General features: G+C 55.7%; 18 protein-coding genes. 8 read left to right on the top strand and 10 right to left on the bottom strand.

Going from position 1 to position 19476, the window contains the following annotated elements:
• The first annotated feature begins 77 nt into the window (after positions 1-77).
• Positions 78-824: a sulfite exporter TauE/SafE family protein gene (locus tag ACT3TY_RS00930; protein WP_444627120.1), complete on the top strand. Its 747-nt coding sequence runs from the start codon at positions 78-80 to the stop codon at positions 822-824.
• A 41-nt stretch (positions 825-865) separates the two neighbouring features.
• Here the strand turns inward: ACT3TY_RS00930 and ACT3TY_RS00935 are convergent, their stop codons facing one another.
• Both ACT3TY_RS00935 and ACT3TY_RS00940 read right to left on the bottom strand, forming a co-directional pair.
• Positions 866-1054: an HAD family hydrolase gene (locus tag ACT3TY_RS00935; RefSeq protein ID WP_444627121.1), complete on the bottom strand. Its 189-nt coding sequence runs from the start codon at positions 1052-1054 to the stop codon at positions 866-868.
• A gap of 3 nt (positions 1055-1057) precedes the next feature.
• A complete protein-coding gene (locus ACT3TY_RS00940) occupies positions 1058-1561 on the bottom strand; it encodes an HAD family hydrolase (RefSeq protein ID WP_444627122.1) in 504 nt (167 codons plus the stop codon).
• Between the two features lie 217 nt (positions 1562-1778).
• Between ACT3TY_RS00940 and ACT3TY_RS00945 the strand changes: the two genes are divergently transcribed.
• Positions 1779-2870, top strand: a complete 1092-nt coding sequence (locus ACT3TY_RS00945) for an HDOD domain-containing protein (RefSeq protein ID WP_444627123.1) — start codon at positions 1779-1781, stop codon at positions 2868-2870.
• Between the two features lie 52 nt (positions 2871-2922).
• Here the strand turns inward: ACT3TY_RS00945 and ACT3TY_RS00950 are convergent, their stop codons facing one another.
• The 4 genes from ACT3TY_RS00950 to ACT3TY_RS00965 all read right to left on the bottom strand — a co-directional run bounded on the left by ACT3TY_RS00950 (position 2923) and on the right by ACT3TY_RS00965 (position 6904).
• Entirely contained in the window at positions 2923-4227 is a 1305-nt protein-coding gene (locus ACT3TY_RS00950; RefSeq protein ID WP_444627124.1) for a TRAP transporter large permease, read from the bottom strand.
• Positions 4228-4272: 45 nt separating this feature from the next.
• The gene (locus ACT3TY_RS00955) at positions 4273-4836 is read right to left on the bottom strand and encodes a TRAP transporter small permease (RefSeq protein ID WP_087110864.1); all 564 of its coding nucleotides are present in this window, start codon (positions 4834-4836) and stop codon (positions 4273-4275) included.
• Positions 4837-4907: 71 nt separating this feature from the next.
• Positions 4908-5897 (bottom strand): TRAP transporter substrate-binding protein, encoded by a 990-nt coding sequence (locus ACT3TY_RS00960; protein WP_444627125.1) that lies wholly within the window; start codon positions 5895-5897, stop codon positions 4908-4910.
• Positions 5898-5914: 17 nt separating this feature from the next.
• On the bottom strand, positions 5915-6904 hold the full coding sequence (locus ACT3TY_RS00965; RefSeq protein ID WP_444627126.1) for a LysR family transcriptional regulator: 990 nt from the start codon (positions 6902-6904) through the stop codon (positions 5915-5917).
• 452 nt (positions 6905-7356) lie between these two features.
• Here ACT3TY_RS00965 and ACT3TY_RS00970 point away from each other — a divergent pair, with 452 nt between their 5' ends.
• From ACT3TY_RS00970 to ACT3TY_RS00980, 3 genes are read left to right on the top strand one after another with little or no spacing between them, the layout of a single operon-like run.
• Positions 7357-8109, top strand: coding sequence for a 5-oxoprolinase subunit PxpA (locus ACT3TY_RS00970; RefSeq protein ID WP_444627127.1), 753 nt, complete (start codon positions 7357-7359; stop codon positions 8107-8109).
• Entirely contained in the window at positions 8106-8810 is a 705-nt protein-coding gene (gene pxpB / locus ACT3TY_RS00975; protein WP_444627128.1) for a 5-oxoprolinase subunit PxpB, read from the top strand. The genes ACT3TY_RS00970 and pxpB overlap by 4 nt, the downstream gene beginning before the upstream one ends.
• Positions 8807-9736 (top strand): biotin-dependent carboxyltransferase family protein, encoded by a 930-nt coding sequence (locus ACT3TY_RS00980; protein WP_444627129.1) that lies wholly within the window; start codon positions 8807-8809, stop codon positions 9734-9736. The genes pxpB and ACT3TY_RS00980 overlap by 4 nt, the downstream gene beginning before the upstream one ends.
• 70 nt (positions 9737-9806) lie before the next feature.
• On the opposite strand, the gene ACT3TY_RS00985 is transcribed toward ACT3TY_RS00980, so the two are convergent.
• From ACT3TY_RS00985 to ACT3TY_RS01000, 4 genes are all read right to left on the bottom strand, one after another.
• The gene (locus tag ACT3TY_RS00985; RefSeq protein WP_441678610.1) at positions 9807-10838 is read right to left on the bottom strand and encodes a leucyl aminopeptidase; all 1032 of its coding nucleotides are present in this window, start codon (positions 10836-10838) and stop codon (positions 9807-9809) included.
• A gap of 123 nt (positions 10839-10961) precedes the next feature.
• Positions 10962-12473 (bottom strand): sodium:solute symporter family protein, encoded by a 1512-nt coding sequence (locus ACT3TY_RS00990; protein ID WP_441678608.1) that lies wholly within the window; start codon positions 12471-12473, stop codon positions 10962-10964.
• Positions 12474-12675: 202 nt separating this feature from the next.
• The gene (locus ACT3TY_RS00995) at positions 12676-15714 is read right to left on the bottom strand and encodes a c-type cytochrome (RefSeq protein ID WP_441678604.1); all 3039 of its coding nucleotides are present in this window, start codon (positions 15712-15714) and stop codon (positions 12676-12678) included.
• A complete protein-coding gene (locus ACT3TY_RS01000; protein ID WP_441678603.1) occupies positions 15707-16192 on the bottom strand; it encodes a (2Fe-2S)-binding protein in 486 nt (161 codons plus the stop codon). The genes ACT3TY_RS00995 and ACT3TY_RS01000 overlap by 8 nt, the downstream gene beginning before the upstream one ends.
• Positions 16193-16697: 505 nt before the next feature.
• Here ACT3TY_RS01000 and ACT3TY_RS01005 point away from each other — a divergent pair.
• From ACT3TY_RS01005 to ACT3TY_RS01015, 3 genes are read left to right on the top strand one after another with little or no spacing between them, the layout of a single operon-like run.
• Complete coding sequence (locus ACT3TY_RS01005; RefSeq protein WP_441678601.1) at positions 16698-17864, top strand: FAD-dependent monooxygenase; 1167 nt, start codon at positions 16698-16700, stop codon at positions 17862-17864.
• Positions 17861-18694, top strand: a complete 834-nt coding sequence (locus tag ACT3TY_RS01010) for an alpha/beta fold hydrolase (protein ID WP_441678599.1) — start codon at positions 17861-17863, stop codon at positions 18692-18694. The genes ACT3TY_RS01005 and ACT3TY_RS01010 overlap by 4 nt, the downstream gene beginning before the upstream one ends.
• Positions 18695-18707: 13 nt before the next feature.
• Positions 18708-19469, top strand: a complete 762-nt coding sequence (locus tag ACT3TY_RS01015) for a maleate cis-trans isomerase family protein (RefSeq protein WP_444627143.1) — start codon at positions 18708-18710, stop codon at positions 19467-19469.
• Positions 19470-19476 lie beyond the last annotated feature (7 nt).

Genomic DNA, 19476 nt, shown 5'->3' on the forward strand with positions numbered 1-19476 from the left:
AAATGCTATCCTTCCATGCCCCGCCTGCGCGGGGTTTTCGCGTTAAGCGTTCGACTTCAGACTTTTAAGGGATTGCCATGCTGCCGGATTACTCCATTATCGCTTGGCTATTGATCGGATTTTCGGTGTATCTGACGGGCGTCTCAAAAGGCGGCTTTGCTGGTGGTTTTGGCACGCTTTCGGTGCCGCTGATGGCACTGGTGATTAGCCCCACGCAGGCCGCAGGCCTATTGCTGCCGCTACTGCTGGTAATGGACGTATTGGCAGTGAAAGCATGGTGGGGCAAGCATGACATGGGCGAAGTATGGCGATTTCTGCCTGGGCTCTTCGTCGGTGTTGCGGTGGGCACGCTGCTCTTTGGCAGCCTAAGCGAACAGGGCGTTCGCCTGGTGCTGGGGGGTATCTCGGTAGTGTTTGCTGCGTATATGCTGTTAAAGCCATTGGCCGCCAAGCCTATCTCAACGCGTTGGGCGCTGCCTGCCGCCAGCGTGTGTGGCTTCACAAGCTTTATTGCCCATGCAGGCGCCCCTCCACTTAACCTGTACCTGCTGCCACGAAAACTGCCCAAAGAGACCTTTATCGCCACCTGCGTTGTCACCTTTACTGCGGTTAACGTGATTAAACTGGGCCCGTACCTATGGCTTGGCGAAATCAATATGACCAGCGCCTGGGCATCGCTACTCTTGGTGCCGATCGCTTGGGTAGGCGTGCGCAGCGGCCTTTGGCTACAGAGCCGGGTTAATGAGCAGTTGTTTTATCGCCTGGTAATACTGGCCATGTTTCTGGTGGGCATTAATTTAATTTGGCAGGCGTTGGCGCCTTAAGAGATGAACGCCTCCCAATACAATGTATGCGTAGGGTGTCTTTACAACTGAAAACCTGGTAGCGGCCAGGTTCGCCAGTCCAGCCTCTGCCACCCTTCAAGACTCGCGACCTCAGCCAGTACAGGGTCGGGATTAACCACCACGGGGCAATCGACATATTGCAGAAGCGGTAAATCGTTGCGGGAGTCCGAGTAGAACATGGTGTGGCTGGGGGTAATCTGATGCTCCATTAGCTACTGCTGTAAGCGCAGCACTTTACCGCCGCGGTAAGAGAAAATGCCCTCACTCTCACCGGTATAACGCGCTTCTTCTGCCTCTTTATCAATACTAAGATCCACCGCCAGCACGTGGGCAATTCCCAGCATCTTGGCAATAGGCGCGACCAAGTGGCGCGACGAGGCAGAAATCAACACTAATGTATCGCCCGCCTGACGATGATCAGCCAGGCAGGCCAAGGCTTGAGCGAATATACGCGGCTGGATATGCGTCGCAACAAAACGCTCTACCTCTTTTTCTACCTCAGTAACGAGCCTGTTCTTAAGCGGCGCCAGCGTCATCGCCAGATACTCTTCCAACTTTAATTGACCCGCATGATAAGCCTGCTGCATCTGCTCAGCTCGGGCGAGAAAGGCTTCGGCACCGCTGATCCAACCCTGCTCGAACATCCATAAATTCCAACGGTCGCTGCAATCTCCATCCAAGAGAGTATCATCAAGGTCAAACAAGGCCAGCCGCATAAAGCACTCCTATCGTCGCGGATTGACGGCGCGCAGGATATGCCACGAATCATGGCAAAAAGATGACAACCGCAAGCCATTCGTTGTTACTCACCCGCTGTACAAGCGCTGTTCATTGCATCAGCATGGAAGACGTCGACGCCTACGGGGTATATGATTGACGAAAGTACTGACAGCCGCTGCCCGCTACGCTGACAACACACAAGGAGATTATCCCATGACGGGCCCTTTAGTATCAGTCGATACGCTCTACATAACACTGACTGATGAACTGCCAGCGTTTTTGAGCCAATCACTTTTACAGTGCAAGAGCCTACCAACGCTACCGTCTGTAGCGCTTAAAGTGCTTGATATAGCCCGTTCATCAAGTTCAACCTTGAGCGATTACGCCAAAGCGATTGAACACGATCCGGCGTTAACACTGCGCCTCATTGCGCTCGCGAATAGCGCCTATTACACGCGCTCAGCGCCACCTGTTCAAACCTGTATTGAAGCCATGCAGCGTCTTGGAATAAACGCAACGCTGCCCGTTATATTAGGGTTTAGTTTGTTTCAAGAAGCGCCTAATCGTCATCAGGCTTGGCAACGCACCATCACTGCTGCCCTGGTAGCCCGCTATTTGGCTGAGCAGCTATGCCCTGACGAAAGTGGCAGCGTATTTACACAGGCGCTACTACAAGATATTGGCATATTAGCGTTACAGGCAGCCTACCCTGAAGAAGCCGACAAACTCTATACCGATACTTCCTTATCACATGCTGAAATAACGCAAGCAGAGCAATGCTGCTTTGGCTGCGACCATACACTGGTTGGCGCTTGGCTAGCCTCTAAATGGGGAATGTCCAATCACGCGGCGATGGCTATACGCCAAAGCCATGAAAGCTTTTTAGTCAGTGATAAAGCACTCCTCTGCCTTCGCTTGTCAGGGCCCATTGCCGATGCCTTGCTATCCAATAACCCAGCATCTCAACTGGCAGCTTTGTTATATCAACTCAAGACCGTTAGCTATGCCGACACGCTGCAGCTAGACGAAGTGCTTTATAATGTTCAACATCAGACTAACCTGATTGCCAATGTGATGAACATGAACGCGCCCATAGAGGTCGATAGCACGGCCCTGTTGGCGGAAGCTCAGCAGCTACTCTTTCAACACACCTTGGCACTGGGCACTCAGCTGGATAACCAGAAACAGGCTTTGACCTCGCTACGTTATCCTGATGCCTTACAAAAGAAAGAGCAGAGTCTGCGCGATGCGGCCGTAGCCATTCGCCACTCAGGGTTAACACGCAGGAATAAAAAAACGGATTAAGCAGTGCGCAGGTTAACGCTAAAAACAGGCCGCGCGATCGCAGCCTGTCAGGTTAACTATTCATCGCATAAGGCAGATAAAGCGCTATCGCGGGGAAAACATGCATCAAGGCAATCGCCAGCAGCATCAGTAGGAAGAAAGGCAGCGTCGCGCGGGTGATAGTTAAAATATCCTTGCCGGTCAGCCCCTGAATGACAAACAGGTTAAAGCCTACCGGCGGGGTGATTTGCGACATTTCCACCACGACCACCAGATAAATACCAAACCAGATAAGGTCGAACCCAGCAGCGCTGACCACCGGCATGATAATCGCGGTTACCAGTAGAATCAGCGAGATACCGTCTAAAAAGCAGCCCATGATCAGCAAGAGTGCTGTCAGAGCAATAAGCAGCATGGTGGGTGATAACCCCATCTCGCTAATCGCGCGCGCCAACTGCATGGGGACTTGGGTAAAGCCCATCGCCGAGGTAAGAAACGAGGCGCCGGCAATAATAAACGCGATCATGCACGCCGTACGAATGGCCGCGAATAGCGAGCTTTTAAATATCTGAATGGTGAAGTGGCCGTTCCAGCGGGCAATGGCCATGGATAGTACCACCCCTACCGCTGCGGCTTCCGTAGGTGACGCCAGCCCGCCGTAGATCGAGGTGATGATACCGCCAATCAACAGCAGAATTGGCATTAATGCCCAGGTATTACGTAGCTTCTCAGCGAAGCTCATGTCTGACTCATCTTCGCCGGTAAGGCCTTCCCGATTACCTTTAATAAGTGCCCAAAGTATGAGGTAGACCATAAACATCGCCAGAATCATTAGGCCTGGGCCGACGCCTGCCATGAATAGCCGTGAAATGGATTGCTCGGTCACCACACCGTAAACAATCAGCATGATGGAGGGTGGAATTAACAAACCTAGCGTTGAGGCACTAGCCAACGTACCGATAGCCATATTGCTGTCATAGCCGCGGCGTTCAAGCTCCGGCAGGGTCATTTTACCCACGGTGGCGCAGGTAGCGGCTGATGAACCACACACCGCTGCAAACATACCGCTGCCGATAATATTGGTATGCAGCAAACGCCCAGGTAGGCGGTTGAGCCAGGGCGAAAGACCGCGAAACATATTGTCCGCAAGCCCAGAGCGGAACAGGATCTCGCCCATCCAGATAAACATCGGCAGCGCCGTTAAATCCCATCCATAGCTCGCTCCCCAAAAATCAGAGGCAAGAATCGGCCCTGGGTCAAACGGGCTAAAGAATGCCAATACCACCCACGCGGTACCGATTAGGGCAAAAGCGATCCATACGCCCCCGCCCAGCAAAAGCAATAATGTAAAAATCGTTGCCAAACTGAGTGTTAACACGAGGTCTTCTCCAACATAACGAGGCCAAGCAGCGCTGGCAGAGAGTTAGTGCATTTCGCTGTCATCAGTGGATGTCGCTTCGCGAAAACTGGACGGGTCACGCTTTGCTATCCGCAGTGCGATAATCAGCGCCTCAATCAAGGCAAGGCTGAGTAGCCCTACGCTGATGACCAGGACGCTTTGGGGTATCCACAGCGGTATGGATAAAAACCCCGATGACACATCGTTGTATTGAAGGCTTTCTCTTGCCAACCCAATCAGGCCATAACCGAGTATCAAGCTAATCGCTAAAGCAATCAGCAGGCCGACCACTTCAAACCACACTCGAATGGCCGAAGGTAGTCGTGAAATCAACAGCGTCACGCGAATATGGGCGTGATGCACGAAGGTATACGCCAAGCCAAGGAAGGTGGCGCCCACCAGTAAATAGGCCGCCATCTCGGAAACACCTGTGATACTGATGCCCAGGCGGTTGAGCCCCACCAGTATCAACAGCGCATCGATGGCACGAAAAGCCACCTGCAGTGCAATGAGTGCACAAATCGCGATCATACACACCGCGGCACCCCAAGCACCTAAACGGTAGAGTCTGTCGAATTTAAACGTCATGTTCGTTATCTCACCGAGCGCGTGGGTGAAAATAGGCGGCCAGTGCCGCCTCCAGAAAGGTCTTATGCCGTTTAGTTGCCTTGCTGCTCCCGGTAACCTTCCAAGGCAGCTTCCGCTTCGTCATCAGCACGGCTTAGCCAGTCCTGAAAGAGCTTATCGCCCGCTTCCTGAAGGGCCGCGGCGACCTCTTCATTCGGAGTCGATACAGTGATGCCGTTTTCTTCAAGCGCGGCGAGGCTCGCGTCGTTATCGTCACGGCTCATCTGCCAGCCACGCTCTTCAGCGCGTTCAGCCGCTTCCATCAAGGCCTCCTGAGTCGCCTCATCCAGGCGGTCAAAACTGCGCTGGCTGATAAACACGATGTTTTTCGGAAGCCATAAGTTGGCATCGGTGTAATAGGACACGTAGTCCCATGCCGTCATGGAGTTACCGGTAGAGCTTGAAGTAATCATGGCGTCTACACGGCCGGTACTGAACGCGGTGGGGATGTCCGACTCTTCAGTTTCGGTGGGGCTACCGCCGAGGTTATCCACAAACCGCTGGGTATTGATATTCGGGGCTCGCACCCGTAAACCTTCAAACTGCGCAGGATCTGTCAGCTCATTGGCGGTATAAATCCCCTGCGCCGGCCACGCGACGGCGTAAAGCGGAATCAAGCCTTCATCGGCAAATAGTTCAGTAATCATGGGCTTGGTGGCTTGCCATAACGCGTACGCATCATCGTAGCTACCGGCCACGCCGGGCAGCGTATCCACTTCAAAAATCGGGTCATCGTTGGATAGCACCGACATGAACACTTCACCAGCATCAATCGTGCCGCGGCGTACCGACGGTTTGATTTCGCCGTGGGAGACGAGCGAGCCACCGCTATGCACGGTGATGGTCAGTTCACCATCAGTCGCTTCAGCAACATCTTCAGCAAACTGCTTGGTATTTTTGGTGTGGAAGCTAGCGTCACCGTAAGGTGTCGCCATATTCCATTCAGCTGCTTGGGCAGAGGCTGTCGCTGCCAGGCCATAGGCTGTGGCAAACAGTAGGGGGGTCGCAATGCGCATACGCATGGGGTAAGTCCTCTTATTCATATTAGTGGAGGTGTTGCGTTGGGGTTGGTAACGAGAGCACTTGGCTGGACCCAGTGCCCTGGAAATAACGCATTGGTCATCTCGACACGGCGTTCCTGCGCGTAGGCACAGGCCGTTTTTTGGGCTAAACGGCCAACGCCTCTACAAAAGCGGGGATGATTGGCGTGACGCCATATCACATCATAGTTCATCGCCGGTAGCGGTACCGGTAATGCCAAGCGAAAGAGCTCGCCACGCCGCCATTCATCAAGCACCGTGGCAACCGGCAGCGCACCGATACCCAAACCTTCCATCGTCATGCGCACAATCGTCATCAGGGTGCTAACGCTATGGATACGCGGGCTGGTAACGCCCTGCTCGGCCAGGTACTGAACCAGCTCTTCATAAGGGCGGGCCAGTTTGCCAAACGAAATAAACGGCAGCTTCTTACACCAGGCTTCGTCGCTTTCATTGAGCATCCCTGTATGCTGGGGAGATACGAACATGCCCATTTCATACGGGCTTAACGCTTCATATTCGATCTGCTTAGGCGGTAGGTAGCCATTCATGGCCAGTAAGATATCCAGCTCATTACCCATCAGCCGCTCGTTGAGCGCTGGTGAGTAATCCACCGTAAGCTCGATGGTTAAACGCGGATAACGTTCGGTAAGCTGGCGCATGAACTCAGGGAACCAGCTGTGGGCAATGGTTTCGATAGTGCCGAGTCGAAGGGGGGCCGAGTAGTCCTCTTCGCTGTCGAAGAGTTTCATGGCTTCATCACGCTGGCTGAGCATACGTTCAGCATGCAAGAAAAACTCACGCCCACGCATCGTGGGTTGCACCGGGCGGGCCGAGCGCTCCAGCAGCAGTTCGCCTACCGTCGCTTCTAAGCGCGAAATGCGTTCTGAGACTGATGGCTGGGTCAAATGCAGGCGTACGGCCGCCTTGCGAAAGGACCCCAATTTGACGGCCCAAACAAAGGCTTCAAGTTCTTTGAAATCGAGCATAATGTTGCCTAATCCACGCGTGGAATGACCAAAAGGTATCGGCGCTGCCTATCGAAGCGCGTCGACTCACAGAGCAGCGGTTTGGCCCACAGAGCAAGCGATCACTGCAATGTAATTTCAAGTCCAACGGTGGCAATAAAACGCCCCGTTGATGATGCGTGGCTGGCAAGTACATGATTCACTCCGGAAAATGCTTTTTTATCGACCCATTTATTGTGAGTAGCTTGAGTCAAATACGCGTTTTTCTTTATTTTTTATCGAGTGCTTTATTTAGTTGATAATCGTATTACTTCCTATCGTCAACTATTTTTATAAGAAATAACAATACGATAGAAGCTGCCGATATTAAGTATCGTGAAAAACGATTGGTAAATGAAAGAGCCTCTCCCCTATATTAGTTTGGGTTTAATAACGCATCCCAAATAACCTCTGTAATAATAATTGGAGTCGTTATGGTCATTCCCCTACTCAACTGCGACATGGGCGAAAGCTTCGGTAACTGGACGCTTGGGCTGGACGCTGAGGTCATGCCTTTTGTTGACTGCGCCAATATCGCCTGTGGCTACCACGCCTCCGACCCCCACGTAATGCGTCGCACCGTGGCACTGGCTGTTCAGCATGGGGTGCGGATCGGCGCTCACCCAGGCTATCCTGACTTGATGGGTTTTGGGAGACGCTCCATGGCCTGCTCGGCGGCTGAAGTTGAAGATATGATGCTCTACCAGGTCGGCGCACTGGCCGGTATTTGCCGCGCGGAAGGCGCTGAGCTTTCCTACATCAAGCCCCACGGGGCGATGTATAACGACATAGCCGCCAACCCTGAATTGCTGGAAGGTGCAATGCGCGCCGTTCGGGCCTTTGATGCCCGCCTGCCGCTAGTGGTCATGGCAACGGCCGCGCCCGAGCCGTTTTGTGAACTGGCCGCCAGTATGGGCGTGACGCTGTGGTTTGAGACATTTGCCGACCGTGCCTATGAGGCCAACGGCCACCTGGCATCGCGGCGTCTGCCGGGTGCCGTTCACCACGACCAATCGACTATCGTGGCCCAGGCAATCGCGCTTGCTAAAGGCGACGCTCTAACGGCCCGCGACGGCTCATCGCTGCGGCTTCCCTGCGACACGCTCTGTGTTCATGGTGACAACCCTGAGTCGATTGCCGCCGTACGTGCGATCCGTGAAGCTTTCAAGGTGTTGGAGATCGCGTGAAACTGCGTCTTGAAACCGCTGCCATGGACGCCCTTACGGTGCGTCTTTTTGATGAGATTGATGAGCGCAATATGGGCTGGATCATGGCTGCGGACACTGTCCTTCGCCACGCCTTTAACGATGCGCTGATCGATCTTATTCCCTCTTATACGACCCTGCTCGTTCACTACGACTGCCAACGCATGACCTTCGTTGAGGCAACGTCACGAATCCGCGAAGCCCTCAAGGGCCTTCAGCCTGCCGATACACAGCAGGGCCAGCTGCATGAGATCCCGGTGTGGTACGACGCAAGCGTGGGGCCTGAACTACCGGCAGTGGCCCAAGGCGCCGGGTTAAGTATTGAACAGTTGATTGCGCGCCACTGCGGTCACGACTACTGCGTTTTTGCGCTTGGTTTTGCGCCGGGTTACGGCTTTATGGGGCTGGTGGATGAAGACCTGGCCACCCCTCGCCTGAAAACCCCACGACGCCGGGTGGCGGCTGGGAGCGTAGGCATCGCCGAGCGCCAAACGGCGATTTACTCGCTGCTTTCGCCTGGCGGCTGGAATATTCTCGGCCGCACGGCGGTGCCGCTTTTTGAGTACGCAAAACGTGGCGAACCGCTGTTGCGACCCGGCGATAAGGTACGCTTCAAGGCCATCTCTCAAGCCGAATTTGAAGCTGCCGGAGGTGATACAACCCCGTTGGAGGAGCGCGCATGAGCCAAGCCAGCATCACCGTAAAGCAGGCAGGCCCCCTTGCGCTTATTCAGGATGCCGGGCGCTTCGGCGTCGGCCACCTGGGCATTACCCAAAGCGGCGCCGCCGACTGGATCTCATTTCGCTGGGCCAACTGGCTGCTGGGCAACCCGCTTGAGAGCGCCGCGCTAGAGATTGTGATGGGCGGCAACCTGACGTTGGAAACCGACGCAAGCGTGTGCCTGGCTTTAGCCGGTGCCGACCTTGACGCGCGTATTGATGATAAGCCGCTGGCGGTTAACGCGCCCTTCACTCTACGCCCTGGGCAAGCACTCACGTTTCGCCAGCCACGCGCCGGGCTGCGTGCCTACCTCGCCTTTCCCGGTGGGCTTGAGGCGCCAGTGGTATTGGGTAGTCGCGCCTGCACGCCCCGTGAGCAGCTTGGCGGGCTTTATGAGAATGGCAAACCCTTACAGCTCAATGACCGTTTGTACTGGCAGGGCGCGTCCGTGATGCCACGCCGACTTCCAGCAAGCGCTCAACTGCCGATCCCCAACGGTCGCTGCCTACTGCCAATGGTATTAGGTGCCCAGGCGGCCTTCTTTGCGGGCCGCAGCCTCTATCAATTATTTAATCAACCATGGCACGTTGATCAGCGCGCTGACCGGATGGGCATTCGACTTACTGGGCAAGCGCTTGAAAGTAAAGTAAGCGGCGTGATCTCAGAAGGCATCCCGTTGGGAGCTGTACAGGTACCGCCCGATGGCCAGCCGATCATTTTGATGAATGATCGCCAGACCATTGGTGGCTACCCACGCATGGGCGCGATTACCCCCAGCGCCTGTGCCCTGCTCTCCCAGTGCCTGCCCGGCACCGAGGTGTGGCTACAGCCGGTTAGCGCTACTCAGGCTCAGGTTACTCACCGCCGCCAGCTGGCCGTGTGGGAGTGAGCCTTTAAGAAGCGCTCAAATGTCAAAAGGCACCCTGGGGTGCCTTTTGTATTGAACTGCCCGCTAACGGTCAGTTTCGAAGCATCTGTATATCTTTTACTACGATATCGCCATCAACCACAACAGGCTCGTCGTCCAAAAATAACGAGCAATTGCGCATGGGAATATCCAGATGGCAGGCCGTATCGTTGGGCCCGCCCAATTCGTTGTTGGGGCCGGTGGAGAACATCACGTTGCCATAAAAGCTGCGTGGCTCCATGCCCATCCCGCCCGGAAACTCACCGGGCACCATACGGTGCCACTTGGCATCAGGGTTCATGCCCCAGCCAACATGGCTCATGCCCAGGCCACGTTTGTCGTTGAAGCTGTCCATGTAGGATTTAACCAGCTCGGCATCCAAGCCACCTTGAATACCGGTAATCCAGCCCTTCTTGATGGTGTAGGTGATCGGCTCGCGGACATACATGTTCTGAGGCAACAGGACATCGCCGGGCGCCACGACAATGGTGCCGTCCACACCATCGTCATCACCGCCGGTAAACACAAAACCGGAGGGCCAATGATCCCAGCGGCCCGGTTCATCGGTACACGCATATTCGGCAACCGTTGGATAGGTATTCAACTGGTAAGTCACGTCGGTGCCATGGGCGGAAGTAATGCGCATTACCTTGGCCTTAGCTAATAGCTCGGCGGCAATCTCGACCTTCTCTCTGAGTTCCTGGGTTGGCAGCATACGCGCCAGCAGTTCAGGCGGTTCCACCGCGGTAAGAATCCGCGTGCCTGCCGCCTGAATGGCCATCTGTTCAGGGGAGAACAACAGGAAAATACAGTCGATGAGCATATCGCAGTTCTTGAGCGCTTCCACCGCCTCGGGCATCGCAGCAAGCCCGGTAGTGCCGACGTTCCAACCACCCACAAGAGGCGGTGACGGCAGGCGCATATGGTACATATTGGCGCCTAAACGTTGTCCGGCGGCCATGAAAGCATCGGCATAATCGAGCCGGTCGTTGCCCTGAGTCAGTACGATGAGCCTTTCATCGGACTGAACGCCGGACATTTTCAACTGGTGAAGGCAGATTTCCGTAAAGCTTGCGTGATCCATAACTACTCCTGCATATCGTCAGCATGACGTGAAGGCGGTAACCCCTGCACTGACGCTAGCTGTATTTGCCAGTCCAGCATCAAGACAGACGGTTATCGAGAGATAGCGTTGGTAGGAATAGTCCTACACAGCGGCTTTCTGAGATGACGGCGCACTGACCGGAGCGCTCTTTTTGCGTCCCAACTCTTCGGAAATAGCGTTCAGGAAGGCATCGGTTGAGGCCTTATGCGGCTTGGTTACAAGGCTTACGCCAACGAAGAGGGCCGTCGAGACAAAGATGCCCCAGATACCGGACGGTAAACCCAGCAGGGAATTACCCGTGGCATACATCAACAGCACGAAAACGCTGGTACCTATGATGCTTGCCAGCGCACCGGCGGCCGTGCCACGCTTCCAGTAGAAAGCGCCGATAATGGCAGGCACCATGGCGACCAGACCTGATGAAGCCGCCACTGAGAGTACAGCGATCAAGTCCAGCTGCAGCTCAGCAAAACCCAGCGCCAACAAAGCAATAACCGGGACGACGATTTTGCCCACCATCAGTTGGCGTTTTTCACCCACGCCCGGTTTAGCGTTGGCATAGACATCCCGAGACAGCATGGAAGCTAGGGTCAACATGATCGAATCGATCGTTGAGACGGCAGCGGCCATGATACCGATCATGACGATGACACCCAGAACCGGCGGGATAAAGTCAGAGGCGAGCAGCGCCGGCGTTGCAAGGTCGGCACGCGCAAGGTCGGGAAATGCAGCAAGCGCCGAGAAGCCCCACAGCACCGATACCAATGTATAAATGAAGCCGAACACCAGAAAACCGATCAGCATCTGACGCATAGAGCGCAAGGACGACGGCATGAAAAGACGCTGACTGACCTGCGGGTTGGATAGGCTGAAGAAGAACCAGGGAATGCTCAAGCCCAAGAAGGTTACCAGGCTAAAAAGCCCTGACCCCGGCACGCTAAGCGAGGTGGGATGTTCAGCTACAAGCGTACCAAACAAGCCGCTGAAGCCGCCAAGCCCTTGAACAACCAAAAAGGCGACCAGCGTCGAGGCAACGATCATCATCAAGGCCTGTAAGGAGTCGGTCCACATCACTGAACGAATACCGGCAATATAGGAGAAGAAAACGGCTATCACCGTTGCCATTACCACCCCAGTGGTAAACGTGATGGCACCATTGGTCATGCCGTCCAGCAGGTAGCCAACCCCGGCCAGTTGAACGGCAGAGTAAGGGATCAAAAAGATGCAGCTGGCAATCGCGACAGCCATCGCGACATGCTTACTGTTATAACGGTTTCCCAACATTTCACTGGGCGTGACGAAGCCAAACTTCTTGCCGACAGCCCAAAAACGCGGGCCGAAAACGGCCACTAGAGAAACACCGGCAAAATAGATGATCTCAAAGCCTAGCGCGCCGACGCCACCGGCATAGGTCAGCCCCGCCAAGCCCACCATCATAAAAGCACTATAGGTTGTAGCGCTGTAGCTCAGCGCCGATACAAACCCGTTCATCTGCCGGTTGCCAAGGAAGTAGCCCGACATACTTTCCGCCGGTCCCTGACGGGAGAGGAAAGCAATACCGACCGCGATCAGTAGATAGATGGCAATTGACCACCAGATCATTGACTCAGTCATGGTCGTGCTCCTCGAAATCTTTGGTAATGAAGACATTAAGTGCAATAACCACGAGCCCGGCGCAGGTCCAGAAGAGAAAGCTGCCATACCAGGCCGCAATATTCGTTAGTAGGGTGTAGGGCACAAGACAGCTCAAAAGAACCACTGTCCAGACTGTCCATATCCACTTGCTGCGTTTCATGATCCACCTCGTTTTGTATTGTCAGTGAGAAGAGTGCGTATTGTTGTGATGAGGCTGGCGTATTGCGGCAACACGTTGTTCAAGTTGTTGCCAGGGAGGTGCGCCGGGCGCGAAACGTGCCCGAAGATAGCTTGCCAGGGTAGCGACTTGCGTATCGCTGAAGCTGTCAGCAAAACCGGGCATGTTACCTACACCAGGGACGGTGTCAGCATGCACACCGCCTAAAATCGATTGAATAACGTTATCGGGACGATCGCTGTGCAGATTGGTATTCAGCGCAAGCGATGTTCGGGCTCGGGTAAACGAGGGCAAGCCGTTATCCAGATGGCAGGCGGCACAGGCACCTTCAAACAGGCGCTCGCCCTCCTCCATGCCACTAGGGCTAACCGCTGCTGCGGCCAAGCGTTGCTGGGCGTCGGCTTGCTGTACTTCACTGTCCCCAACCGGCGCTTCCATCTGCTGCGCTACATAATGAGCAATGGCGCGAACATCATACTCGGGCAGTTCGCTCAACCCGGCGACCACGGGCGCCATTGGCCCCGAGGCCACGCCATGTAACGCTGACTCGCCGTGGCGTAAGTAGTCGTATAGCGAGCTTTCGCTCCAGCCAATGGGTGATCGCGAAAGCGTGTTCAAGGCAGGCGCTTCCCACCCATCTACCATGGCACCTGCAAAGTAGTACTTACCGTCCTTTTCCGCGCCCATCGCATTGCGCGGACTATGGCAGGCACTGCAATGCCCCAGCCCTTCGGCAAGATAAGCGCCGCGATTGTAGAGCTCGCTTTGCGCAGGGTCCGGTTGAAACGGTTTCGGATCGTGATAAAGCGCATTCCAGGGCGCCATGAGCGCACGCACATTGAAAGGGAACGATAGATCGTTCTGGGGCGCAGGAGCCGATACGGCAGGCTGAGCCATCAAATAAGCATAAAGCGCCTGAAGGTCGGCATCGCTGGTTTTGGCAAACGCCGTATAGGGAAACGCAGGATAAAGGTGGCGGCCATCACGGCTGATACCGTGACGCATGGCGCGCTCGAATGCCGCATACGACCACCGGCCGATCCCGGTTGTCTCATCAGGCGTAATATTCGTGCTGTAAAGCGTGCCGAACGGCGTGTCAAAAGCATGGCCGCCGACATTTGTCGCGCCACCTTCAACGGTGTGGCAAGCGACACAATCGCCCGCCGCCGCCACTAGCCGTCCACGCTCGATAGTTTCAGCGGAATAAAGAGTTGCCGCAGGCCGGGAGACCGGTGCAATCGCCCCTTTCCAGGGCCAAGCCATAGCCGCGCTACCGGCAACCGTCATAAAAGCGGCGGCCGCCAGCCATTGGCGACGCGGCGATATGCCTTTGCGGGATAAAAGCAGGCTACTGCGGCCTTTAGATGCCTCCAGATCCTGCTCTTGTAACGCCTGCCGCACCCGGTTGGCCGTAAAAGGCGGCTGCCGAAAACGTATGCCTGTGGCATCGAACAACGCGTTGGCGATAACTGCGACACTAGGTGAAAGCTCGCTATCCGCAAGGCTAGCCGGCAACGTCGAGGGTGCTTCATTTGGCGTCACCACCTGTCTTTCAAACGAAGACTGGCGCCGGGCCAATGGCGACTCTTTTTTGGCTTCTAAACGACCATCGCCCCACTCATCGAAAGCCGGCTCACTGCCCAGCAGCGGCCGCGCTTCGCCTAACACTCGCGCTTGAAGCGTGTGTTGCAAACGCGCTGTATCAACCTCAATACCCGAATCCTGGCCCACGACCAGTCGCGTCAACTGGACAGCGCCCGTAACCCGATTAACCTCGACATCGGCAATCCAGGCAGAGCGTACGCCACTTTCCAGACGCTGCTGGCGGCCGGGTAGCTGTGCATAAGCCAAACCACGGCCCCGTAACAGATCAATCGATGCCTCACGAGAAGGGGCATCTGCTTGCCAGTTGGCTCGCTTGGCAACCGATTCAATAAGCTCGCGACCACGTGCGTCGTTAAGATAGCCTAGGCGTAACGCCAGCGGGTCCTGGCCGAGCGCATGAGCGACTTCATCAAGAAATGACTCACGGGCGAACGTTTGCTGAATACCCAGCAGGGTATCGTTTAACGGCTGCCCTGAGGGGCGCCCGGTATGCGCCGACAGATGGGCGTTATGGAAGGCATAAGGAGAATATAGCGGCTGCTCGGCTTCCTCTGAAACACCTTGTGCGGCGACTCGCCCACTCAGAAACAGGCCGACGGCCGCCACCTCTCCACTGGCATGCGCTTGTCGGTAGCGATACCGCTCTATGTAATCCCCTTCACCAAAGACAGCGCTTAGCGATAGGCGTTGCGCCTGCCCCAATGCCTTAACATCCGTGCTGTACTGCGCATCCAGCCATACCGCGACCGGATGGCCCAGCGCTTTTGCCATCAAAGCAGCATCGACGGCGGCATCGTCACCACAATGGCGGCCAAGGCCGCTGGCCACGTGCCGTTCTGCCCCCTCCCACTGTTCTCCTTCGCTGGTATAAAGCGCTATTTGATCCATACCCAGCGTCGTTAGGGTACTCAAATCCTGGCGCAGCGCTTGTGGCGTTGTAGTGTGCGTCCAAACCTCAAGACAGTTATTTCGGTATTCGGCAACCACCCAGCTTTCGGTTTCTCCCCAGCGCATACGGCTGGGCCAACCGTAGTCGCACTCATATCTGCCAACGTGGTCACCGTCGACATCAGCTAAGCCAGTTTTTTTGTGGTCGGGCGTCTTACGGCTTTCTTCGCTTGCGCGTACTTGCTGTGTTGGCGCGGCCGATATTTGGCCGTGTGGCTGCCAGCTTAGAACCAGACACTTAGCGGCATCGCGCGCGTTTTCAATGCTACTTGCCACAACCCCCACAAAATTACCCTCGACCACCGCCTTTGCGTCATATGGCAACGTCTTCAGCATCGAGGTATCGACATGCGCCAACCGGTCACACGTGAAATGTTCGCCGTTCCAACGGTAGTAAGGCGGACGCACCACAACGCCGTAGCGCAGGTGCTCGAAACCGTCAGGCCAGGCAACCTGGCGGGGCTGCACCGTGGTATGGGGCTTAGTCATCAGCGTCTCCCAACGCCGCAGCGTTGAGGGCAACGGCACGATGGGCGGCATTCAAAATTTCCAGGTGCGTGCCACAACGGCAAAGGTGATGCTCAAGCGCCGCCCCGATCTGTTCTGAAGAGGGGGCCGAGGTGTGATTTAACAACGAGCGAATGCTGATAATCATGCCATTCAGGCAATAGCCGCACTGTGCTGCCTGCGCATCAATGAACGCTTGTTGGACTGGATCCAGGCGGCCCTTATCGGCCAGCCCGTCCAGCGTCGTCACTTCACGTCCAACCACCGAGGCGACCGTGAGCACGCAGGCTCTGGCAGCCATGCCATCCACCAGCACACTGCACGCACCACATTCGCCCAGCCCACAGCCATACTTTGGGCCGTTCAGCAACAGGTCGTTACGCAGTGCGTTGAGCAGCGGTGTTGTAGGCGGAATGGTCAGCTCAACCTTCTGTCCATTCACTTTTAGCTTCAGCGTCATAGGGAATTATCATCATTATTGTTAAAGCAAATTTTTATTTAGAGCTTTCTGATTAACTGGCAGCACTATTAACTGACAGCGCTATTAGCTACTAGCACTATTAACTAGCAGCACTAAGGTAATTGTTAATTATTTTTTGACCATATCTAATCTACCGGGGTCGCTCCCAGCTTCGATGCACCTGCATGGTGCATACCTGCCTCAACTTGCTTAAAAATAGCGCACACCCTATAAGTGCGCGACTATAAAACATATAGCACCCTACTCTCGCATCGAGCAAGTTTTTTATTAAAACAGCTTAAAAAATAAAAATACATATATTTAATATAAGGTTACACAAAAATCCGGGTGGCTAGTAATTTTATTCTGATTTAGGTTTATTTTTTCTTGACCAAAAAATAAATGGTGTATACGTTGCTTTATAACGTTTCAAAGACTCTTCCAAAGGTTTGGCTATTGCCCCCCCCCCTGTGCGTTATGCCAATAAAACGAGGGAAATTACGTTATGAATAACAAACCCACCATCGCCGTGATTGGCGCAGGCCTTGGCGGCGCCGCCGCTGGCGCCTTGCTACAGCAGGCCGGTTACCCCACCAAGGTGTACGAGCAGGCGCCAGCGTTTTCCCGCCTGGGTGCCGGCATCCACTTGGGGCCTAACGTGATGAAGGTGATGCGGCGCATCGGTATTGAGGAAAAGCTCAATTCCATGGGCTCGCATCCCAATTACTGGTTCAGCCGTAATGGCCTGACCGGCGAGTATCAGTCGCGCATTCCTCTTGGCGACTTTGCCCGCGAACACTACGGGGCGGCTTACATCACCGTTCACCGCGGCGATCTGCACGAGCTGATGGTCAGCACACTCGATCAGGAGAACCTCTTCTTCAACAAACGCCTGATGGATGTCGACGATCAGGGCGACAAAGTGCGCATGACCTTTGCAGACGGCACCACAGAGGAGGCCGACCTTGTGATTGGCGCCGACGGCGTCAACTCGCAAATTCGCGAAAAACTACTGGGGTCCGAAGCACCAACCTACAGTGGCTGGGTAGCGCACCGGGCGATCATCTCCGCCGAAAAGCTCAAGGCCTATGATCTGGATTTCGAGGCCTGCGTGAAGTGGTGGTCAGAAGACCGTCACATGATGGTTTACTTCGTCACCGGCGACGAGAAAGAGTACTACTACGTCACCGGTGTACCGGAGCCCGAGTGGAGTCACGGTACGTCCTTCGTCGACAGTTCCCAGGAGGAAATGCGCGAGGCCTTCAAGGGCTACCACCCCACGGTGCAGGCATTGATCGATTGCACCGAAACGGTCACCAAATGGCCGCTTCTGGAACGCACTCCCCTACCACTGTGGCACGACAACCGTCTGGTACTGCTGGGCGATGCCTGCCATCCGATGAAGCCACACATGGCCCAAGGGGCCGCCATGGCTATCGAGGATGCTGCCATGCTGGTGCGCTGTCTGGAGGAAGTAGGTGCCCACGGCTATCGTGAAGCCTTTGAGCTTTACCGCACCAATCGCTTCGAACGGGCTTCCCGCGTACAGAAGGTCTCCCACGACAATACCTGGCTGCGCCAGGATGAAGATCCTGCCTGGGTCTTCGGCTATGACGTGTTCGAGACGCCGCTGCAAACGCCTGAAGCCGTTAGCGAGGAGAACCCGGCATGACCGACACGCTTTCTACCAGTACGTACCGCTACGGCGCCAATATTCACGCCAACGACATCCGCCAGCACTACCTGCGCTTTGGCGGTGACTCGGCCTCCACCAGGCAGCCACTGGTGCTGATTCCGGGCATCACAAGCCCCGCGGTCACTTGGGCCTTCGTCACCGAGCGCCTTGGCCGTCACTTCGATACTTACGTGCTGGACGTTCGTGGGCGTGGGCTCTCCTCCACGGGACCCGATCTGGACTACGATATCGACACCTGTGCCGACGATGTCATCGCTTTCATCGAAGCGTTGGGGCTTGAAAACGTGATTCTCGCCGGTCACTCCATGGGCGCACGCTTTGCCCTGCGCGCCATGACGCGTGGCGCAAAAGGCATCGACAAACTGGTGCTGATCGACCCGCCCGTTTCCGGCCCCGGCCGCCGGGAGTATCCCAGCAAGCTGCCTTGGTACGTGGACTCCATCCGTGATTGCTCCCAGGGCGCTGGCCTCGACACCATGCGCACCTACTGCCCCACCTGGAGCGAGGAGCAGCTGCGCCTGCGCGCCGAGTGGCTGCACACTTGCTATACACCGGCTATCGTGCAGGCGTTCGAGGAGTTCCACAGCGTGGATATCCACCAAGACCTCCCTGCTATTGAAATACCGACGCTTCTAATCTGCGCCGGCAAGGGCGGCGTGATCCAGGAGGAGGATCGCGAAGAGATCCAAACTCTGCTGCCGTCGATTCGTATCACTACCGCCGCGAATGCGGGCCACATGATTCCCTGGGATGACTTCGAAGGCTTCTTCACTGCCTTCGAAGACTTCCTCGGCACCCCACTCTGAGAGACCGATTGCCATGACGCTTGAAACCAAGACCTATCGTATCGGCCAGATCGTGCCGAGTTCCAATATCACTATGGAAACGGAAATCCCTGCCATGCTCGCCGCAAGGCAATTAATTCGTCCTGAGCGATTCACTTTTCACTCCAGTCGCATGCGGATGAAAACGGTCAGTAAGGACGAACTGGCCGCTATGGATGGCGAATCTGATCGCTGCGCGCTGGAGCTTTCCGATGCCGCCGTGGACGTCATGGGGTACGCCTGCCTAGTGGCCATCATGTCCATGGGCCCGGGCTATCATCGTGAGTCCCAGAAGCGACTACGCAGCCGCACTGAAGAAAACGGCTGCGATACGCCTGTCGTCACCAGCGCCGGCGCCCTGGTAGATGCCCTGCACGTCATGAAAGCCAAACGCGTAGTCGTGGTAGCCCCCTACATGAAGCCGCTGACCGAAATGGTGGTGGATTACATTCGTCAGGAAAACATCGAGGTGGTCGACTACCGGGCGCTGGAAATTCCCAACAACCTGGACGTGGCGCGTCATGACCCGGCCAAGCTGCCCGAGATCGTTGCCAGTCTAGACTTGAGCGATATCGACGCCATCGTGCTTTCGGCCTGCGTACAGATGCCCTCACTACCGGCCGTCGCCAAGGTCGAGGCGCTGACCGGCAAGCCGGTGGTGACCGCCGCCATCGCCACCACTTACGCCATGCTCAAGGCGCTGGATCTGGAGCCGGTGGTGCCTGGAGCTGGCGCTTTGCTTTCCGGCGCCTACTAGGAGCGTA

It is taken from the genome of Halomonas sp. AOP22-C1-8 (assembly GCF_052378905.1).
In the GTDB taxonomy this organism is placed as follows: domain Bacteria; phylum Pseudomonadota; class Gammaproteobacteria; order Pseudomonadales; family Halomonadaceae; genus Vreelandella; species Vreelandella citrativorans.

Excerpts from the sequence above, each read along its gene's own strand:
- ACT3TY_RS00930 (WP_444627120.1), top strand. The coding sequence starts at position 78 with ATGCTGCCGGATTACTCCATTATCGCTTGGCTATTGATCGGATTTTCG.
- ACT3TY_RS00935 (WP_444627121.1), bottom strand. The coding sequence starts at position 1,054 with ATGGAGCATCAGATTACCCCCAGCCACACCATGTTCTACTCGGACTCC.
- ACT3TY_RS00940 (WP_444627122.1), bottom strand. The coding sequence starts at position 1,561 with ATGCGGCTGGCCTTGTTTGACCTTGATGATACTCTCTTGGATGGAGAT.
- ACT3TY_RS00945 (WP_444627123.1), top strand. The coding sequence starts at position 1,779 with ATGACGGGCCCTTTAGTATCAGTCGATACGCTCTACATAACACTGACT.
- ACT3TY_RS00955 (WP_087110864.1), bottom strand. The coding sequence starts at position 4,836 with ATGACGTTTAAATTCGACAGACTCTACCGTTTAGGTGCTTGGGGTGCC.
- ACT3TY_RS00960 (WP_444627125.1), bottom strand. The coding sequence starts at position 5,897 with ATGCGTATGCGCATTGCGACCCCCCTACTGTTTGCCACAGCCTATGGC.
- ACT3TY_RS00965 (WP_444627126.1), bottom strand. The coding sequence starts at position 6,904 with ATGCTCGATTTCAAAGAACTTGAAGCCTTTGTTTGGGCCGTCAAATTG.
- ACT3TY_RS00970 (WP_444627127.1), top strand. The coding sequence starts at position 7,357 with ATGGTCATTCCCCTACTCAACTGCGACATGGGCGAAAGCTTCGGTAAC.
- ACT3TY_RS00980 (WP_444627129.1), top strand. The coding sequence starts at position 8,807 with ATGAGCCAAGCCAGCATCACCGTAAAGCAGGCAGGCCCCCTTGCGCTT.
- ACT3TY_RS00985 (WP_441678610.1), bottom strand. The coding sequence starts at position 10,838 with ATGGATCACGCAAGCTTTACGGAAATCTGCCTTCACCAGTTGAAAATG.
- ACT3TY_RS00990 (WP_441678608.1), bottom strand. The coding sequence starts at position 12,473 with ATGACTGAGTCAATGATCTGGTGGTCAATTGCCATCTATCTACTGATC.
- ACT3TY_RS00995 (WP_441678604.1), bottom strand. The coding sequence starts at position 15,714 with ATGACTAAGCCCCATACCACGGTGCAGCCCCGCCAGGTTGCCTGGCCT.
- ACT3TY_RS01000 (WP_441678603.1), bottom strand. The coding sequence starts at position 16,192 with ATGACGCTGAAGCTAAAAGTGAATGGACAGAAGGTTGAGCTGACCATT.
- ACT3TY_RS01005 (WP_441678601.1), top strand. The coding sequence starts at position 16,698 with ATGAATAACAAACCCACCATCGCCGTGATTGGCGCAGGCCTTGGCGGC.
- ACT3TY_RS01010 (WP_441678599.1), top strand. The coding sequence starts at position 17,861 with ATGACCGACACGCTTTCTACCAGTACGTACCGCTACGGCGCCAATATT.
- ACT3TY_RS01015 (WP_444627143.1), top strand. The coding sequence starts at position 18,708 with ATGACGCTTGAAACCAAGACCTATCGTATCGGCCAGATCGTGCCGAGT.